This is a genomic window from Bradyrhizobium sp. OK095, assembly GCF_900109945.1.
In the GTDB taxonomy this organism is placed as follows: domain Bacteria; phylum Pseudomonadota; class Alphaproteobacteria; order Rhizobiales; family Xanthobacteraceae; genus Bradyrhizobium.
The window spans coordinates 544,157-561,051 of sequence record NZ_FOBX01000001.1 but is presented as its reverse complement, the minus strand read 5'-3'; the positions used below and the strand labels follow the sequence as shown (position 1 = coordinate 561,051).

Here is a 16,895-nt window from a genome sequence, read left to right as displayed (position 1 = left end):
CTTATATGTCTAGACATATAATCGTGGGCCGGTTCTGTCCAGCCGGCATGGAAACATGACACGACTGCATTTCGCTTCCGCGCTCCTGCCCTCGGGCTGGGCCAATGACGTGCAGGTGGTCGTCACCGCCGGCGCGATCGCGGAGGTGACGCCGGGCGTGGCGCCGGCCGCCGGCGACGAGCGCCACTGTATCGCGCTTCCGGGACTTGCAAGCCTGCACAGCCACGCCTTCCAACGCGGCATGGCAGGGCTGGCCGAGATGCGTGGCGGCAGCACCGACACCTTCTGGACCTGGCGCGAGACGATGTATCGCTTCGCCCTCGCCATGACGCCGGACGACGTCGCCGCCGTCGCGACGCTGCTTTATGTCGAGATGCTGGAGCAGGGTTTTACCCGCGTCGGCGAATTCCACTACCTTCACCATGATCGCGACGGTTCACCCTACGCCGACATCGCCGAAATGGCCGCGCGCATTGCGCAAGCTGCCGAGGCCTCCGGCATCGCGCTGACACTGCTGCCGAGTTTCTATGCGCATGGCTCATTTGGAGGCGCGGCACCACATGCCGGCCAACGCCGCTTCATCTGCTCGGTCGATCAATTCGCTGAACTGATAAGTGCGTCGCGCCGGGCGATTGCACACTTGTCGGGTGCCAATATCGGCATCGCGCCGCACAGTCTGCGCGCGGTGACGCCAGACGAGCTCGCGGCCATCATTCCGCTCGCAGATGGCGGGCCGGTGCATATCCATGCGGCCGAGCAGGTGAAAGAGGTCGAGGATTGCCTGGCCTGGTCGGGCCGGCGTCCGGTGCAATGGCTGCTGGAACATGCGCCCATCGACCGGCGCTGGTGCATCATCCACGCGACCCACACGACGGATGAGGAAATTGGCGCATTGGCGAAGACAGGTGCTGTCGCAGGCCTCTGCCCCATTACCGAAGCGAGCCTCGGCGACGGCATCTTTCCCGCACGCGAATTTCTAAACGCAGGCGGCTTGTTCGGTGTCGGCACCGATTCCAACGTGCTGGTCGGCGTCGCAGACGAGTTGCGTCAACTTGAATACGGCCAGCGGATCAAGCATCGCGCGCGCAATGTGCTGTCCGGCGGCGCAGGCCGCTCGACCGGACGCACGCTGTTCGACGATGCCCTTGCGGGCGGCGCGCGGGCGATGGCGCAAACGACGGTCGGCCTCGCCCCCGGCGCGCGCGCCGACATCGTCACGCTCGACGCCGCGCATCCGTCCCTGGCAGGACGCAGGCACGACGCACTCATCGACGGTTGGATCTTTGCGGCCGGCAGCGGCGTGATCGACTGCGTCTGGGCCGGTGGCGACAAGGTGGTCGAAGGCGGACGACACAAGCTGCGCCAGTCCGCGCGCGAACGCTTCAACGCATCGGTACGGAGGCTCGTCGCATGAGCCTTGCCACCGATGCGGCCGACCAGCCGACGCTCTACAAGCGAATCCGCGCCGACATTGAAAAACGCATCCTGACCGGCGAGTGGCCGCCGGGGCATCGCATCCCGTTCGAGCACGAGCTGGTCGCGCGCTACGGCTGCTCGCGCATGACCGTGAACAAGGCGCTGTCGGAACTCGCACAGGCCGATTTGATCGAGCGGCGGCGCCGCGCCGGTTCCTTCGTGCGCAGACCGCAACACCAGTCGGCCGTACTCAAGATCGCCGACATCCGCGCCGAGATCACCGCGCTCGGCCGCGCTTACGGCTACGAGCTGATCCATCGCAAGCTACGCACGGCGACCGCTGCCGACCGCGAGCGTCTTGGCGTGAAGAAAGCCGGCAAGGTGGTCGCGATCGCCTGCCGTCACAGTGCCGACGACGTGCCCTTCGCGGTCGAGGACCGACTGATCGATCTGTCATCCGTGCCGGATGCGGCGACGGCCGATTTCTCGCGCGATCCGCCCGGCTCGTGGCTGCTTCATCATGTCCCATGGACGGAAGCCGAGCATACGATCAGCGCCATCGTCGCGGATAATCGCACGGCGGAAGTGCTCGACATCGCCGTCGGCGCGCCCTGCCTCGTGATCGACCGCTATACCTGGCGCAGCGCACGCACGATCACCGCGGTGCGTCTGCTTTATCCCGGTGACTCTCACCGCCTTGTCGCCCGATTCAAGGGAGGCTGAGAGAGCAATGTCGGCACAATTCGTGCAACGCTTCGGGCAATGGTCCGCACGGACCAACAGGGATCAACAGGACGTCAATCCATCGATCGGCAAGAGGACGACAATCATGCGTAAATCGAAAGTTTTTGCGACAATCATTGCTCTCGCGATGTCCACTCCCGCGCTCGCCGACGACGTCAAGGTCGGCGTCGGCATTTCGGGGTGGACCGGCTTCGCGCCGCTGACGCTGGCGAAGGAGGCCGGCATCTTCAAGAAGAACGGTCTCGACGTTACCATCAAGAAGATTCCGCAGAAGGATCGCCATCTCGCGATCGCCTCCGGCGACGTCCAGTGCGCGGCGACGACCGTCGAAACCTGGATCTCGTGGAACGCCAACGGCGTCGCCACCAAGCAGATCTTCCAGCTCGACAAGAGCTACGGCGCCGACGGCATGGCTGTCCGCAACGATCTCGCCGCGATCAAGGACCTGAAGGGCAAGACGGTTGCCGCGTCCGCCCCCGGCACGTCGCCCTATTTCGCGCTGGCCTGGATGCTCAAGAAGAACGGGCTCACCACGAAGGACGTGACCATCGTGAACCTCGAGCCGGCGGCCGCCGCACAGGCCTTCGTCTCCGGCCAGAACGACGCCGCGATGACCTACGAGCCGTATCTGTCGACCGTGCGCGCCGCGCCCGACAAGGGCAAGATCATCGCGACCACGCTGGACTATCCGATCGTGATGGACACGTTCGGCTGCACGCCGAAATTCCTCGCCGAGAACCCGAAGGCCGCACAGGCGCTCGCCAACAGCTATTTCGAGTCGCTCGAGATGATCGCCAAGGACCAGGCCAAGGCCTATGAGATCATGGGCGCGGACGTGAAGCAGACCGGCGAGGCGTTCGGCAATTCTGCGAAGTATCTGCGCTGGCAGGACAAGGCCGCGAACCAGAAATTCTTCGCCGGCGATTTCCTGACGTTCAACAAGGAAGCCGCCGAGCTCCTGCTCGAGATCGGCATCATCAAGGCCGCGCCGAAGGTCGAGGACCTCTACGATTCGAGCTTCATCAAGTAACCCCTTTTAGAGCCGCCGGCCCCGTCTCGCGGCGGGGCCGGCAAATCTGTTCACTGCCCGGATAGACCGTTGATGCGTCCCCTGGATCCCGTGACATCGAAGCAGCGCGTGGCTTACGGCCTCGCGTTCTTCTTGGTGTTCGTTGCCCTCTGGTCGTGGGCGACCTTCGGCGGCCATGTGTCGAAAGTGTTCCTCGCCAACCCGTTGACCATGGTGCTGGAAGGTTATGACCTGCTGGCAAAGCAGGGCTTTGCGTACGACATCGGCATGACGATCTGGCGCGTCGTCGGCGGATTTGCACTGGCCGCGATCATCGCGGTACCACTCGGCGTGCTGATGGGCGCCTACAAGCCGATCGAGGCCTTCCTCGAACCGTTCGTATCCTTTGCGCGCTATTTGCCCGCCTCAGCATTCATCCCTCTGTTGATCCTGTGGGCCGGCATCGGCGAATTGCAGAAACTGCTCGTCATCTTCATCGGCTCGGTGTTCCAGATCATCCTGATGATTGCCGTGACCGTCGGCACGACGCGACGTGATCTGGTCGAGGCGGCTTATACGCTGGGCGCCAGCGACCGCGGCGTCATCCGCCGCGTATTGCTGCCCTCCTCCGCGCCCGAGATCGCGGAAATCCTGCGGCTGGTGCTCGGCTGGGCCTGGACCTACGTCATCGTCGCCGAGTTGATCGGCTCGTCCTCCGGCATCGGCCACATGATCACCGACAGCCAGGCGCTGCTCAACACCGGCCAGATCATCTTCGGCATCATCGTGATCGGATTGATCGGCCTGCTCTCGGACTTCATGTTCAAGGCGTTCAACGCCTGGCTGTTTCCGTGGAGGCTCGCGTGACCACGCTGAAGATTGAACAGGTCTCGCGCACCTTTCCTGCGCGCCACGGCAATGCGCCGACCCGGGCACTGGAACCGACCGATCTCACCATCGGCAACAACGACTTCGTCACCATCCTTGGCCCGTCCGGCTGCGGCAAGTCCACGCTGCTCCGCATCGTCGCGGGCCTCGATCGCCCGACCACCGGCCGCGTCACGCTCGACGGCCGCGAGGTCACCGGCCCCGGCGCCGATCGCGGCATGGTGTTTCAGTCTTACACGCTGTTTCCCTGGTTGACCGTGCGCGAGAACATCGCCTTCGGCCTGCGCGAGCGCGGCGTGTCCGAGGCGGAGCGCAACAAGATCGCGGACGCCTTCATCCGCCGGGTCGGATTGTCCGGATTCGAGAACCACTGGCCAAAGCAGCTCTCCGGCGGCATGCAGCAGCGCACGGCGATCGCGCGTGCGCTCGCCAACGACCCAAAAATCTTGCTGCTCGACGAGCCCTTCGGCGCGCTCGACAACCAGACCCGCGCCCTGATGCAGGAGATGCTGCTCGGCATCTGGGAGCGCGACCAGAAGACGGTGCTGTTCGTGACCCACGACATCGAGGAAGCGATCTTCCTCGGCAGCCGCGTCATCGTCATGAGCGCGCGCCCCGGCCGGATCAAGGCCGAGATTGCCATAGACCTGCCGCATCCGCGCTCTTACAAGATCAAGACGACGCCCGAATTCGTCCAGCTGAAAGAACGGCTGGTCGAGGAGATCCGTACCGAGGCGCTGAAGGTTGCCGAACATGCCTGACACTTTTCCGCGCGCAAACGGTGAGTGGGTTCTTGCCGATCTCAAGGCGCTCCGCGCCATCGGTGCGTACAAGACCGGCGTGCACAAGCCGACCTTCTCCGAGCCGCACAGGCAGTCGCTGGACTGGCTGGTGCAGAAGCTGCCCGAGGCGGGCCTTGCGGCTGCCATCGACGGCATCGGCAATGTCTTTGGAACCAGCACAAGGTCTGGGCCGAAGCTGCTGGCGGGTTCACATCTTGAGAGCCAGAATTATGCCGGCTGGCTCGATGGCCCGCTCGGCGTCATCTATGCGCTCGAAGCCGCGCGCGTGCTCAATGCCGATCCTTCGCTCAAAGGCGTCGTCGAAGTCGCCGCATGGTGCGACGAGGAAGGACATTTTGGCCATTTCCTGGGCTCGCGATCCTATGTCGGGCAGGTGACCGAAGCCGACATTGACGCTGCCCGCGACCGCACCAGCGGCCGCACCATGCGCGATGCGCTGGCTGACATGGGGCTCGCCGGCCGCCCGCGCGTCGCCGCCGAACCCGGACGCCACATCGGATATCTGGAGGCACATATCGAGCAGGGCGACACGCTCGAAAGCGACAAGCTCGCGATCGGCGTCGTGACCTCCATCGTCGGCATCTGGCAATACCAGATCAATTTCGTCGGCGAGCAGAATCACGCCGGCACGACCCGTATGGCTGCGCGTAAGGACGCCGGCCTCGCACTGGCGAACTTCTGCGTCGCGATCGACGAGCGTTTCCCGGCGGCATGCGGACCACGCACGGTCTGGACCACCGGCCGCATCACGCTCGATCCGGGCGCGCCCAGCATCATTCCGGGCGGTGCCGAAATGCTGTTCCAGATCCGTGACGACAACCCGGCCGTCGTCGTCCGGCTGGAGGAGCTGCTGCGCACGATGGCGAAGGAGGTTACTGCGAAGGGCCCCTGCACCGCCTCCGTGGAGAAGCTCCGCACTGGCGCGCCCGCCATGATGAACGCCGGCTTTCAGGATGCGATCGAAGCTGCGAGCAAGGCCGCCGCCGGCGGACGATCCATCCGCATGCCGAGCGGCGCCGGCCACGACGCGCAGATGCTCGCGGCAATCATGCCCGCAGGCATGCTGTTCGTGCCGTCGATCGGCGGCATCAGCCATCACTGGACCGAGAATACCGCCGACGCCGATATCGTCACCGGCGCGCAGGTCTTCGTCGATGCCTGCCGGCGAATCCTCGGCGGCTGATGCCAGCGTCATGAGCGCGCGCGAGACTTATACCGAGGCGACCACCGGCTATTGGCAGGAGCTGACGCCGGACATCCCCGTGCGCTTTTCGCCGACGCCGCCCTATCGCTTCGGCTATCCCGCCACCCTGCCTTGCGGCCGGATCCTCGTCCTGCCGCTGCGCCAATTGCCCGACGGCGATCGCGCTGTCGCATCGCTGATCGCCAACCAGGCCTCACACCTCGTGGTCGCGGCGCTCGCGGACCATATGGCGACGCAGGCACGCGCATTCGATGCCGAGATCATCGTCGGTCTGCCGACCCTTGGTCTTGCCTTCGCATCGCTGGTTGCCGAACGGCTCGGACAGCCGCGCTATGTCCCGCTCGGCTATTCGCGCAAATTCTGGTACGACGACGCGTTGTCCGAGCCTGTATGGTCCATCACCAGCCCTGAGGCCGGGAAGAAGCTGCGGCTGGATCCGAATCTGCTGCCCCTGATCGAAGGCCGCCGAGTGGTGATTGTCGATGATGCCATCTCGACCGGCGCAACCGCGATCGCCGCGGTGCGCCTGTTGCGGACGATCGGCGCCGACATTGCCGGCATGGTCGTTGCGATGAAGCAGACCAATCGCTGGCAGGCTGCGACGGCGCCGCTTCCGGTTCGCGCGGTCTACGGCTGCCCGCTGTTCCAGCGTGGCGAGGACGGCTGGATACCGCTGACAGAGACGCAGCCCGACATTCCCTGATGGGTGAGGCGATTGCGAGCGTCGGCCCGTGCGAGGCATATGTCTTGAGCAGGATTGGGCAATACCTGCTCGCTTTGGGAAAGACCGCGGGTCGGCGGCGCGGCTAGAATCTCGCGCGCACACGCGAGAGATCAGTTCCTGCCATGTCCGAGAGCCCGAACGGTACCGCAACGCCTGCCTCCATCGTCGATGCTCTGAAGGCCGTCGCCGGCAATCCACCGAAGGTCCGCGCGAGCTTCGCCAAGGGCTGGTGCGTTCGCGGCACCTACGCCCCGTCGGACCGGGCGGGCGACATCACGCGATCGCAGAGCTTCACCAAGCCATCGCGCGTGCTGGCACGCTTCTCGGTCGGCGGCGGCAATCCTGAGGTCGCCGACACCAACAATCTGGTGTTGCGCGGCTTCAGCTTCAAGCTCGGCGATGGGGATCATCGCTCCGACATCCTCGTGGAGAGCGCGCCCGTGCATTTTGCGCGAACGCTCGACCAGATGCTGGCCTTCCTCGAGGCCCGCATCCCGGGACCGGATGGCAAGCCTGACATGGCGAAGGTCAAGGCCTTCTCGGCGGCCAATCCCGAGACGCCCAATCAGGCGAACTACGTCGCCGCGCGTGCGCTGCCCGGAAGCTTTGCCGGCACGACCTATTGGGGCGTGCATGCCTTTCCGGCAACGAACGAGCAAGGCGAGACGCGCTTCATCAAGTTCAAGCTTGTCCCGGCCGGCGGCGAGATCACGCTGAGCGAGGACGACGCGCGAACGAAGCCCGCCGACTTCCTTCACGACGATCTGGGCAAGCGGATTGCTGCGGGCACTGTCCGCTTCAACGTGATGGCGCTGCTCGACCGCCCCGGCGATCCCACCATGGACGTCACCATGCGCTGGCCGGATGAGGACAGGCGCGACGAGGTGCGCCTCGGCACCATCGTGATCACCGGCTTCGAGCCCGATCCGGCCTGTGACGCCTCGATTTTCAATCCGGCCAATCTCGCCGATGGCATTGGTCACCCACCAGACGAGATCTTTGCGGCGCGGCGCGCCGCCTACACCATCTCACTCGCCAAGCGCCGCTGAGGACGCAGCCTTACGCCTCGCCGCAGGACGGGCCGAGCGCGTCGCGACGCCATGCGGCCGGGCTGATGCCGACGACCGAGGAGAACACCCGCGTGAAATGACTCTGGTTGGCGAAGCCGGCCGACATCGCGATCTCCGTCAGCGGCAGGTCGCGGACGCTCATCAACTGCTTGGCAGCCTTCACGCGCTGATGCAGCAGCCATTGGTGCGGCGGCAGGCCGATCGAGATCCGGAACGCCCGCGAGAAATGGCTGACCGAGAGATCGAGCTCGGCTGCGACCTTCTGCAACGAGAGCTTGCCGCCAAGGTCCGACTCCAGCCTCTCGCAGGCGCGCTTCGCCTGCCAGGGCGCAAGACCGCCGCGCGCGGGCGCGGACGTGCGCTGAAGCCCGCCATAGGCCTGCGCGACATGGGCGGTGAGCCCGAGCATCATGTGGTCAATGAAGAGCTGGTTGGCCTCGTCCGGCTTGCGCAGGCCTTCCTGGAGCGAGGCGCCAATGTGGCGGATGATTCCATCGTCATGGCCGACGCCGACCTGACAGTCGAGCTCGTCGATCCGCGGCGCATTGCTCTGTTCGGCGATCCCGTCGAGCGCCGAGCGCGGAATATAGAAGAACAGCGAGTGGAACGGCTTGTCGATCACGTAGCGCGGATCGCGCTTGAGGTCATAGAGATAAGTGGTGCCGGCGCGAACGTCCGCCTTCATGATGGATTTGCCCCGCTCCCAGACTTCGCAATCCGGGTAATCGTGCAGTTTCAGGCTGACGAGAAACGCATCCTCTGCGGCCAGCGAACCGGACAGGCCGGGCACAGGATTGTCGTTCTGGGTCTCGGTGACCGCGAGCTCGGCGCTGCGCAGCGAGCGCGCGACCAGGGCGGGCGGCGTATCCTTTAAACGCAGGAACTGGCCAAGCCTCTGCCCGTAGGCGCCTGCCTGTGTCATCGCGGTTAGTCCTTCTGTGGAAGCTCAAGTGCCGGCCACAGGCCCTGCAATTCGCAAAGCGCATTATCGGATATTCGCCAATGGCTGTCCACGCTCGCGCACGGCAAGCTCATCACAGATTTTCACAAATGCACGACGAATGCCGCCACGTCCCGTGGCTACGCCACTTCCTAGAACGAGGTGCCACCTCCGAACCTGAATTCCTGCACGATGTCATATTTGCCCTTCGTGATCGGCATGGCGTAGTCGAAGCGCAGCGGCCCGAACGGGGAGGCCCAGATCAGGCCGACGCCGACCGACGAGCGCACCACATTGCCGTCGTCATATTGCAGCCCGCAGGTCGGACAGGCCTTGGTGTTGACCTCGCCCGTGGCCGTCCACGACGTCGGCCCCTGATAACCCCAGAGCGAGCCGGCATCGGCATAGACCGCGCCCTTGAGGCCGACTTCCTTCGGCAGGAACCAGAACGGCATCTGAAGCTCCATGGAGGCGCCCCAATATTTCGTGCCGCCGAGCGCATCGCCGTTGGAACCGTAATTGTAATAGGTAATGTCACGCGGGCCGATGCCGTTGGAGGCGAAGCCACGCACGAGGTTCGGCCCCATCTGGAAATGATCAAGCATGCGCAGATCGTTGTTGCCGATCTTGTTGAGGATGCCGCCCTGGAGGTGGATCACGTTGACGATGTCGGACACCAGCGGCGTGTAGTATTTGGTGTCCAGCGCGGTCTTCAAATAGGTGACGCTGCCGCCGACGCCGGCAAAATCCTGCTTGAAGTCGACCAGCAAACCGCCGGTGGGGTTCTTGTTGTTGTCGAGCGTGTTGTAGTTCAGCGTGTAGCCGATCGCCGAGGTCCAGCTCGCCCCGTTCGCCAGTTCCTTGCGGACCGGCAGGCTCGACTCGCCGTCGCCGTAGCAGCCATAGCCATAGACGCCCGAATCCGTGGAATTGGTCGGGTCCACGCCACCCAGAACGTTCTTGACGTAGGCCGGCGTCGGATTGAACGCGAGCGACGTGTTCGCCGCGTTGTTGTTGCAATTGTTGTAGGCGCTCGCGAGCGTGATGCTCTGCTGATATAGCGAATATCGCAGCTGGAGCGAGGTGTCTTCGCGTAACGCAAAGCCGAGGCGCGGCGAGAAGCCCAGCGTCGTCACGCCGTAGCTCGTATAGCTGTTCGATTTCTGTTGCTTCCAATAGGTGTCGAACCCGAGCGCCAGCCTATAGTCGAGCAGATAGGGCTCGACGAAAGACAGGGATATGCCGCGCGAATACTGGCCGTAGCTGACGGACGCCTTGGCATAAAGCCCCCTGCCGAGCAGGTTACGCTCGGAGACCGAGACTTCCGCAAGCGCACCGTCGCTGGTGGAATAGCCGCCCGAGATCGAGAAGTCGCCGGTCGATTTCTCTTCCATGTCGACGATCAGAATGACGCGGTCGCTGGACGAGCCCGGCTCCGTGACGATCTTGACGCTCTTGAAATAGTCGAGGTTCTTCAACCGGCGCTCGGCGCGGTCGACCAGCGCGCGGTTGTAGGCGTCCCCCTCGGAGAGGTCGAATTCGCGCCGGATCACGTAGTCGCGCGTGCGGGTGTTGCCGCGCAGAGTGATGCGCTCGACATAGGTGCGCGGGCCTTCGTCGACGTTGAACACCACGGAGACGGTGTGCGCCTCGAAATTGCGATCCCCGCCCGGCCGCACCATGGCGAAGGCGTAGCCGCGGCGCGAGGCCTCGATCTGCATCTCCTCGGTCGACTTCTCGACCGCTTCCACGTTGTAGAGCGAACCGACCCCGACACGTGAATAGGAGCGCATCGAGCTCGCGTCGAAATTGGCAATGCTGGAGCGGAAGTCGACCGAGCCGACTCGATACTGCTGGCCTTCCTCGATCTTGAAGGTGACGAGGAAGCCCTTCTTGTCCGGATCATATTCGGTGAGGGCGGCGACGACCTGGACGTCGGCGAACCCGTTCTTGAGATAGAAGCGGCGGATCAGGTCGCGATCGGCCTCGACACGGTCAGGGTCATAGATGTCGTTGTTGGCGAGGAAACTGAGCAAATTGCTCTCATGCGTCTTGATCACGTCGCGCAGGCGCGCGGCCGAATAGGCGCTGTTGCCGATGAACTCGACTGACTTGACCGCGGTCTTGGCGCCCTCTTCGACCGTGAAGATGAGATCAACGCGATTGTTCGGTTGCTCGATGACTTCAGGGGTTACGCGCACGTCGTAGCGGCCCGAGCGCCGGTAGATCTCCGCGATGCGCAGCGTGTCGGACTGCACCAGCGCCCGCGAGAAGGTCCCGCGCGCCTTGGACTGGATTTCCGATGTGAGTTGCTCGTCCTTGATCTTCTTGTTGCCTTCGAAGGCAATGCGGCCGATCACGGCGTTTTCGACCACCGACACCACGATGCGCCCGCCGGCCCGGTTGATCTTCACGTCCTGGAACAGACCGGTCTCGATCAGCGCCTTGAGGCCATCGTCGATCGCTGGCTGGTCGAGATGTCCGCCGGGACCGGGCTTGAAATAGGAGCGGACCGTCTCGGCCTCGACGCGGCGATTACCCTCGACGACGATCGTCTCCACAGCTTGCGCCGCTGCCGGCTGCGGCAGCAGGGCAAAGGGAAACGAACTCGCAATCGACACGCCACTCAGCACCGCCACAACCAGCCAGGCCCGCAACAACGACATTCCACACCTCGAAAGTACCCAGCTTGCTCTAAAACGAGAGAGCTGTGGCCGCGGTGTGGCTTTGAAGTTACCGCATGTTTCTGCGCGTTGAATTTCATTCGGACGGCTGATCGCAGCGCGGGGCGCGGGCGTGATCGCCCCGGCAATCACGCCCCGGCATCGGCGTCGAGCGAAGCCGCGCTCGCGACCGGCGCCACAAATTTTCAGCAACATTGCGCAACGCCCGGATTCTTTACAGACGCTTAAGCCGGTGCGAGACGCCACGACATCAGGAATTCGCATGGGGTATTTTCGATGAACGCGCTCGTCATGACCAGAACTGTGCTGCTCGCCCTCTTCGCCTCGACCCTTACCGTTCACGCCGCAAGCATCGGCAAACGCGATCCATCGCGGACGACGCAAAACGCCGTCTATGACTACGGCGCACGCGGCCCCAACCGGTCCTACCAGTCCGGTCCGCGCACGCGCATCTATGTCAGCAAGCGATCCTGGCTCGATGGCGGGACCGAGGTGCTCCCCGGTGAACGCAAGTTCAGCGACTACGCCCTGCCGCCCGGCGCCTCTTTTGCGCGCGGGAACAACAACAGGCCGTTGGATCGCCAGCCCCTGAGCCCCGACTCGGACCTCGGCGGATTTGCGCAGAGAATACCGATCTCCTGGTGACGGCTTGCGGCGGCCCTGCCGGCCGCTTCGACGAGCAGGACGACCAGCAACGTCCTACGGCGTTCGCCAACGCTCGGCTGACAGGAAGGCTGCGATCGCGCGCGCAGCGCAATGATATCCGCGTGCGCGCATCTGCCGCACGCGATCTTGAATTTTCCAAACGCATCTTGAATCATTCCAAGATTGCTCATCGCACGTTCAAGCAATTCTATTCTGCGCGTGTGGAATTCCGACTGCTTCACCAATAGAAGTCCGCATCATTCAACGCGTGTCAGCACGCGGCTGCGCGCGTTGGCGTGAGTCGGTTCGGCGAAATTGGGGATCATCATCGGTGGGCGTTGCATTGTCGGAGAGGAAATATCGTTGGCTTGGAACCGCTGCTGCGATCAACGCCACGATGTTTGGTTCGGTCGTATTCGTATCTGTTGACGTCTTGTCGTCCCGAGCGCAGGCTCAGAGCAGCAGCCTGCCACCTGTCACCGTCGAAGCGCCGAATGCACCGAAGATTCGCAGCACCGCCGCCGCTTCCAATCAGCGCACACGATCTTCGCGCGCGGCCTCGACGAACCGGCGCGCGAATGTGGCAGCGGACCAGAATCGCGCTGCCCAGGCGGCTCGAGGCGCGACTGGCGCGACAATTGGTTATGTCGCGACCAGCAGCTCCGCCGGGACCAAGACCAACACGCCGCTGATCGAGACGCCGCAATCCATCTCCGTCGTGACCAAGAAGGAGCTCGAGGATCGCAACGTCCAGACGCTCAAGGACGCCGTCAACTACACCCCCGGCGTCACGACGACGGCGTTCGGTTACGATCCACGCTTCGACGCCTTTTCCATCCGCGGCTTCGATGTGACCTATACGGGCATCTATCGCGACGGCCTGCGTCAGGGCGGCGGCAACTTCGTCATTCCCAAGATCGAACCTTATGGACTCGATAGCGTATCGATTCTCCGGGGGCCGGCCTCCGGTCTTTACGGCCTCGGCTCTCCCGGCGGCATCGTCGATGTCACGACGAAGCGGCCGACGCAGACGCCGTTCGGCGAGGCGCAATTGCAGGCCGGCAATTATGATCGCTACCAGGGCAGCTTTGACGTCGGCGGACCGGTTCCGGGCAGTGATCAATTGTACTACCGGCTGACGGGATTGCTGCGCGACGCCAAGACCTGGTTTCCCGGCAATGACGACGACCGGGCCTATATTGCGCCTGCCCTGACCTGGAAGCCGAACCTCGATACGACGTTCACGATCCTCTCGGAATATCAGACCAGCCGCACCGCCGCGAGCATCGGAAACACGCGCACAGCCGACGGGAAACTGACCAACATCTACTCGAACGATCCGGCCTTCAGCGCCATGGACCAGAAGCAGTTCCGCATCGGCTATGCGTTCGAGCACAGTTTCAACGACACCTGGACCGTGCGGCAGAATTTCCGGTACTATCAGGTCAGCACGGACGCGAAATACACGCAGATCGATTCGATCGACGACGCGACCCAGACGGCGTCGCGCTCCGCCTGGCGCATCGTGGACAATCTCAAGACCGCCACCCTCGACAACCAGGCCGAAGCCAAGTTCACACTCGGCTCGGTCAGGAACACCGTGCTGTTCGGCGTCGACTACAGTCACTCCTACTATGACGACAAGATCGGCTACGGACCGGCGCCCGATCTCAATCTCCTGACCAAGAACTACGGCGCGCAGGCGATCGCCTCGCCGGCGTTTTCGATCTTCACCAGGCAGTCGACCGACGAGGTCGGGATCTACGCACAGGAGCAGGCCAAGTTCGGAGGATTCATTCTCACGCTCAATGGCCGTCAGAACTGGGTCTCCCAGAGCACGACGACGACGCTGGACGGAACGCCGGTCACCCAAAAGCCCTCGGCCTTCACTGGTCGTGCGGGCTTGAGCTATCTCTTCGACAGCGGCGTTGCGCCCTATGTCAGCTACGCCACCTCGTTCAGCCCGCAAACCGGCGTGGACGTGACGGGTGCGACGTTCAAACCGACCACCGGCGAGCAAACCGAGGCCGGCATCAAATATCAGATGCCGAATGTTCCGCTGCTGCTCACGGCCGCTGTCTTCGACATCAAGCAGGACAATGTCCTGCGCACCAATCCCGACGACATCGCGTTCCAGGCGGCGACCGGACAGGTCGAATCCAAGGGCCTCGAGCTCGAGGCCAAGCTGGCGCTCAAGCCGGGCTTCGATCTTACCGCGGCCTATACCCACCTCAACGTCGTGATCACGCGCGGCAATACCGATACGACCGGAAATGAGTACTCCGGCATTCCGAGGGACTCGTTCGCAGCTTTCGGCAAATACACGTTCCAATCCGGCACGCTCGTGGAAGGGTTAGGGCTGGGGCTCGGCATGCGCTATATCGGCGCCAACTTCGGCGACGACCAGAATACGTTCGAGAACGCAGCAACGACGTTGTTCGACGCCGTGATCGACTACGATCTCGGCAAGCTCGACCGGAGTTTACGAGGCGCCTACATGCGCGTGAACGCCACCAATCTGTTCGACAAGCAGTATGCGACCTGCCAGTCCGGCTATTGCTATGCCGGCGAACGGCGCCAGGTGATCGGCACGTTGAGCTATCGGTGGTAGGGCCGCCAAATCCGTCATCCCTGCGCAACGGCGAAGCCGTTGCTTGGGGATGACGGTGGTAGATTGTCGCTCGTTGCTTCCTCCTCGTCATTGCGAGCGCAGCGAAGCAATCCAGAATCCCTCCGCAGTGGCAGTCTGGATTGCTTCGCTGCGCTCGCAATGACGGAATACGAGGTGACAGCGCCATTCTCCAATGCACACCTCAACTTGCAGACACACCTTCGCCTTCTCGCGGCGCGTTTCGCCCGAGCTTTGCTTGGTCGCTCCACCCTCTCTTAGCCAAGAGGGCGCAGGGAAGGCCGGGTGCCGGCTGGCACCCGCGGTCCGCTGCGCGAAAAGCACACGCGAGAGAACCGCACAGCAGCATACAGGTGAAGCCCAACACACAGCCTTCCCTGCGCAGTGGTTGGACGGCTTATGCCGTGCTCTCCCGGGAGCCGAACTTTCCTTCTGGCCTCCCTCGCCCCGCGAATTGACGATGCCGTCCACCCGGTTGGGCTCGCGCACATCTCCGCAAAGGGCTTGACCGTAGCAACGACGGCCAGGACCACACGGTTTTGCCGTACGCAGCTCATCCGGCTTCGCCAAGAGGCTTCGCCGGACTTCAGCGCCGCTCGTCCGCACGTGGCCACGGGCTCACAGGGACTACCCGCCCTGCCCTTGGCCTCTCGCGCACGACGCTGCCGCGTCCACCGCAACCCGGCTCGCATATCGTGACGACGTACGATCGCCCCTCAAGGATGAGCCGGGATGCGCAATACATACGACAAAACCGAATTTCGGTAAAGTGGAATATTTTTGGGCGAGCGGATTGACAGAACCGCGACACAGCAAGATCCCGGGGCCCGGATGGATCGGAAGCGTCATCCGGGAAGGTGCCAGACGCCGGGCGAGCGGCCCCGGATGGCGCTTCCGCTTTCACCCCTGCCTGCGGCAATTCGAGCATGCCTCGGACATAAAGGCGCGGTATTCCTCGAGCTAGTGAATCACCCCGCCACTGCTTCCCCCGGAGTTCCCATGCTTTCTGCCGACCGGCCGGCAACGCGCCTTGCGACGCGGCTTGCCTTTCTCGTCGCGGGCTTCGGCATCGCGTGCTGGGCGCCGCTGGTGCCGTTCGCGAAGGCGCGGCTCGGCGTCGACGACGGCGTCCTCGGGCTGCTGCTGCTCAGCCTCGGCATCGGCTCGGTCGTCGCGATGCTGCTGACCGGAATCATGAGTGCGCGCTATGGCAGCAGGCCGATCATCATCGCGGGCGGGCTCGGTCTGGCATTGGTCTTGCCGCTTCTGGCGGTCGCGAACAGTTCGGCAACGCTGGCTGTCGCGCTGTTCGCCTTCGGCGCCGCGCTCGGCTCCATCGACGTCGCCATGAACATTCACGCAGTCGAGGTGGAGCGCGATGCAGGGCGCCCGCTGATGTCGGGCTTCCACGCGCTGTTCAGCATAGGCGGCTTCGCCGGATCGGCCTTGATGACCGCGCTGCTCGCGCTGCAGCTCGGCGCGCTCGCCTGCACGCTGATCTGCTCCGTGCTCATGCTGATCGCGATGCTGCTGACCGCATCGCGCCTGCTTCGCTCGGTGCAGGTGCAGGACGGACCGCTGTTCGTGCTTCCGCACGGCTCCGTGCTGCTGCTCGCGCTGCTCGGCGCGATCACCTTCCTTGTCGAAGGCGCCATGCTCGACTGGGGTGCGCTGCTCGTCATCGGCGCGGGCCTCGTCTCTAAGGCGCAGGGCGGGATCGGCTATATCGTGTTCTCGATCGCGATGACGATCGGCCGGCTCGGCGGCGACGCCGTCGTTGCACGCATCGGGGATCGCACGACCTTGGTCTGGGGAAGCATCATTGCGATCGCAGGTTTTGTGGTCCTGCTGACGGCTCCGGTGGCGGCAGCCGCCATCACCGGCTTCCTGCTCATCGGCCTCGGTGCGTCGAACCTCGTGCCGGTGCTGTTCCGCCGCGCAGCCAGGCAAACCGTGATGCCTACGGGGCTCGCCGTCGCGGCGATCACGACCGCGGGCTATGCCGGCATCCTGATCGGTCCCGCCGGGGTCGGCTTCGTCGCACGTCTTGGTGGATTGCCGATGGCGTTCTGGCTGCTGGCAGCGCTGATGGGGCTGGTCACGCTGTCGGCGCGCGTCGTCACGCGCAAGACCGCCTGA

Annotated in this window: 13 protein-coding genes; 11 read left to right on the top strand and 2 right to left on the bottom strand. The window is 63.9% G+C overall.

Annotation, left to right across the window (positions count from 1 at the left end):
* Positions 1-55 precede the first annotated feature (55 nt).
* The 8 genes from BMW89_RS02630 to BMW89_RS02595 all read left to right on the top strand — a co-directional run bounded on the left by BMW89_RS02630 (position 56) and on the right by BMW89_RS02595 (position 7,837).
* On the top strand, positions 56-1,414 hold the full coding sequence (locus BMW89_RS02630; RefSeq protein WP_092022397.1) for a formimidoylglutamate deiminase: 1,359 nt from the start codon (positions 56-58) through the stop codon (positions 1,412-1,414).
* Positions 1,411-2,139 carry a histidine utilization transcriptional repressor HutC gene (gene hutC / locus BMW89_RS02625; protein WP_092022395.1) on the top strand — a complete coding sequence of 243 codons (729 nt, stop codon included), beginning with the start codon at positions 1,411-1,413 and terminating at the stop codon, positions 2,137-2,139. Before BMW89_RS02630 ends, hutC begins: the two co-directional genes overlap by 4 nt.
* Before the next feature lie 106 nt (positions 2,140-2,245).
* Positions 2,246-3,190, top strand: a complete 945-nt coding sequence (locus BMW89_RS02620) for an ABC transporter substrate-binding protein (protein ID WP_092023342.1) — start codon at positions 2,246-2,248, stop codon at positions 3,188-3,190.
* Positions 3,191-3,262: 72 nt separating this feature from the next.
* Positions 3,263-4,036 carry an ABC transporter permease gene (locus tag BMW89_RS02615; RefSeq protein ID WP_092022393.1) on the top strand — a complete coding sequence of 258 codons (774 nt, stop codon included), beginning with the start codon at positions 3,263-3,265 and terminating at the stop codon, positions 4,034-4,036.
* On the top strand, positions 4,033-4,818 hold the full coding sequence (locus tag BMW89_RS02610) for an ABC transporter ATP-binding protein (protein WP_177195784.1): 786 nt from the start codon (positions 4,033-4,035) through the stop codon (positions 4,816-4,818). The genes BMW89_RS02615 and BMW89_RS02610 overlap by 4 nt, the downstream gene beginning before the upstream one ends.
* Entirely contained in the window at positions 4,811-6,043 is a 1,233-nt protein-coding gene (locus BMW89_RS02605) for a Zn-dependent hydrolase (protein ID WP_092022389.1), read from the top strand. The genes BMW89_RS02610 and BMW89_RS02605 overlap by 8 nt, the downstream gene beginning before the upstream one ends.
* Positions 6,015-6,767 carry a phosphoribosyltransferase gene (locus BMW89_RS02600; RefSeq protein ID WP_244547494.1) on the top strand — a complete coding sequence of 251 codons (753 nt, stop codon included), beginning with the start codon at positions 6,015-6,017 and terminating at the stop codon, positions 6,765-6,767. The genes BMW89_RS02605 and BMW89_RS02600 overlap by 29 nt, the downstream gene beginning before the upstream one ends.
* A 143-nt stretch (positions 6,768-6,910) precedes the next feature.
* The gene (locus BMW89_RS02595; RefSeq protein WP_092022387.1) at positions 6,911-7,837 is read left to right on the top strand and encodes a catalase family peroxidase; all 927 of its coding nucleotides are present in this window, start codon (positions 6,911-6,913) and stop codon (positions 7,835-7,837) included.
* A gap of 10 nt (positions 7,838-7,847) precedes the next feature.
* On the opposite strand, the gene BMW89_RS02590 is transcribed toward BMW89_RS02595, so the two are convergent.
* Both BMW89_RS02590 and bamA read right to left on the bottom strand, forming a co-directional pair.
* Positions 7,848-8,780 carry a helix-turn-helix domain-containing protein gene (locus BMW89_RS02590; protein ID WP_092022385.1) on the bottom strand — a complete coding sequence of 311 codons (933 nt, stop codon included), beginning with the start codon at positions 8,778-8,780 and terminating at the stop codon, positions 7,848-7,850.
* Positions 8,781-8,950: 170 nt separating this feature from the next.
* Complete coding sequence (gene bamA, locus BMW89_RS02585; protein WP_092022383.1) at positions 8,951-11,464, bottom strand: outer membrane protein assembly factor BamA; 2,514 nt, start codon at positions 11,462-11,464, stop codon at positions 8,951-8,953.
* A 294-nt stretch (positions 11,465-11,758) separates the two neighbouring features.
* Here bamA and BMW89_RS02580 point away from each other — a divergent pair, with 294 nt between their 5' ends.
* The 3 genes from BMW89_RS02580 (at position 11,759) to BMW89_RS02555 (ending at position 16,895) form a co-directional block, all read left to right on the top strand.
* The gene (locus BMW89_RS02580) at positions 11,759-12,127 is read left to right on the top strand and encodes a hypothetical protein (RefSeq protein WP_092022381.1); all 369 of its coding nucleotides are present in this window, start codon (positions 11,759-11,761) and stop codon (positions 12,125-12,127) included.
* A 580-nt stretch (positions 12,128-12,707) separates the two neighbouring features.
* A complete protein-coding gene (locus BMW89_RS02570; RefSeq protein WP_244547493.1) occupies positions 12,708-14,738 on the top strand; it encodes a TonB-dependent siderophore receptor in 2,031 nt (676 codons plus the stop codon).
* Between the two features lie 1,017 nt (positions 14,739-15,755).
* On the top strand, positions 15,756-16,895 hold the full coding sequence (locus BMW89_RS02555; RefSeq protein WP_092022377.1) for an MFS transporter: 1,140 nt from the start codon (positions 15,756-15,758) through the stop codon (positions 16,893-16,895).

Coding starts and splice junctions, on each gene's coding strand:
- BMW89_RS02620 (WP_092023342.1), top strand. CDS start 2,246: ATGCGTAAATCGAAAGTTTTTGCGACAATCATTGCTCTCGCGATGTCC.
- bamA (WP_092022383.1), bottom strand. CDS start 11,464: ATGTCGTTGTTGCGGGCCTGGCTGGTTGTGGCGGTGCTGAGTGGCGTG.
- BMW89_RS02600 (WP_244547494.1), top strand. CDS start 6,015: ATGCCTGCCGGCGAATCCTCGGCGGCTGATGCCAGCGTCATGAGCGCG.
- BMW89_RS02580 (WP_092022381.1), top strand. CDS start 11,759: ATGAACGCGCTCGTCATGACCAGAACTGTGCTGCTCGCCCTCTTCGCC.
- BMW89_RS02630 (WP_092022397.1), top strand. CDS start 56: ATGACACGACTGCATTTCGCTTCCGCGCTCCTGCCCTCGGGCTGGGCC.
- BMW89_RS02555 (WP_092022377.1), top strand. CDS start 15,756: ATGCTTTCTGCCGACCGGCCGGCAACGCGCCTTGCGACGCGGCTTGCC.
- BMW89_RS02605 (WP_092022389.1), top strand. CDS start 4,811: ATGCCTGACACTTTTCCGCGCGCAAACGGTGAGTGGGTTCTTGCCGAT.
- BMW89_RS02595 (WP_092022387.1), top strand. CDS start 6,911: ATGTCCGAGAGCCCGAACGGTACCGCAACGCCTGCCTCCATCGTCGAT.
- BMW89_RS02590 (WP_092022385.1), bottom strand. CDS start 8,780: ATGACACAGGCAGGCGCCTACGGGCAGAGGCTTGGCCAGTTCCTGCGT.
- hutC (WP_092022395.1), top strand. CDS start 1,411: ATGAGCCTTGCCACCGATGCGGCCGACCAGCCGACGCTCTACAAGCGA.
- BMW89_RS02615 (WP_092022393.1), top strand. CDS start 3,263: ATGCGTCCCCTGGATCCCGTGACATCGAAGCAGCGCGTGGCTTACGGC.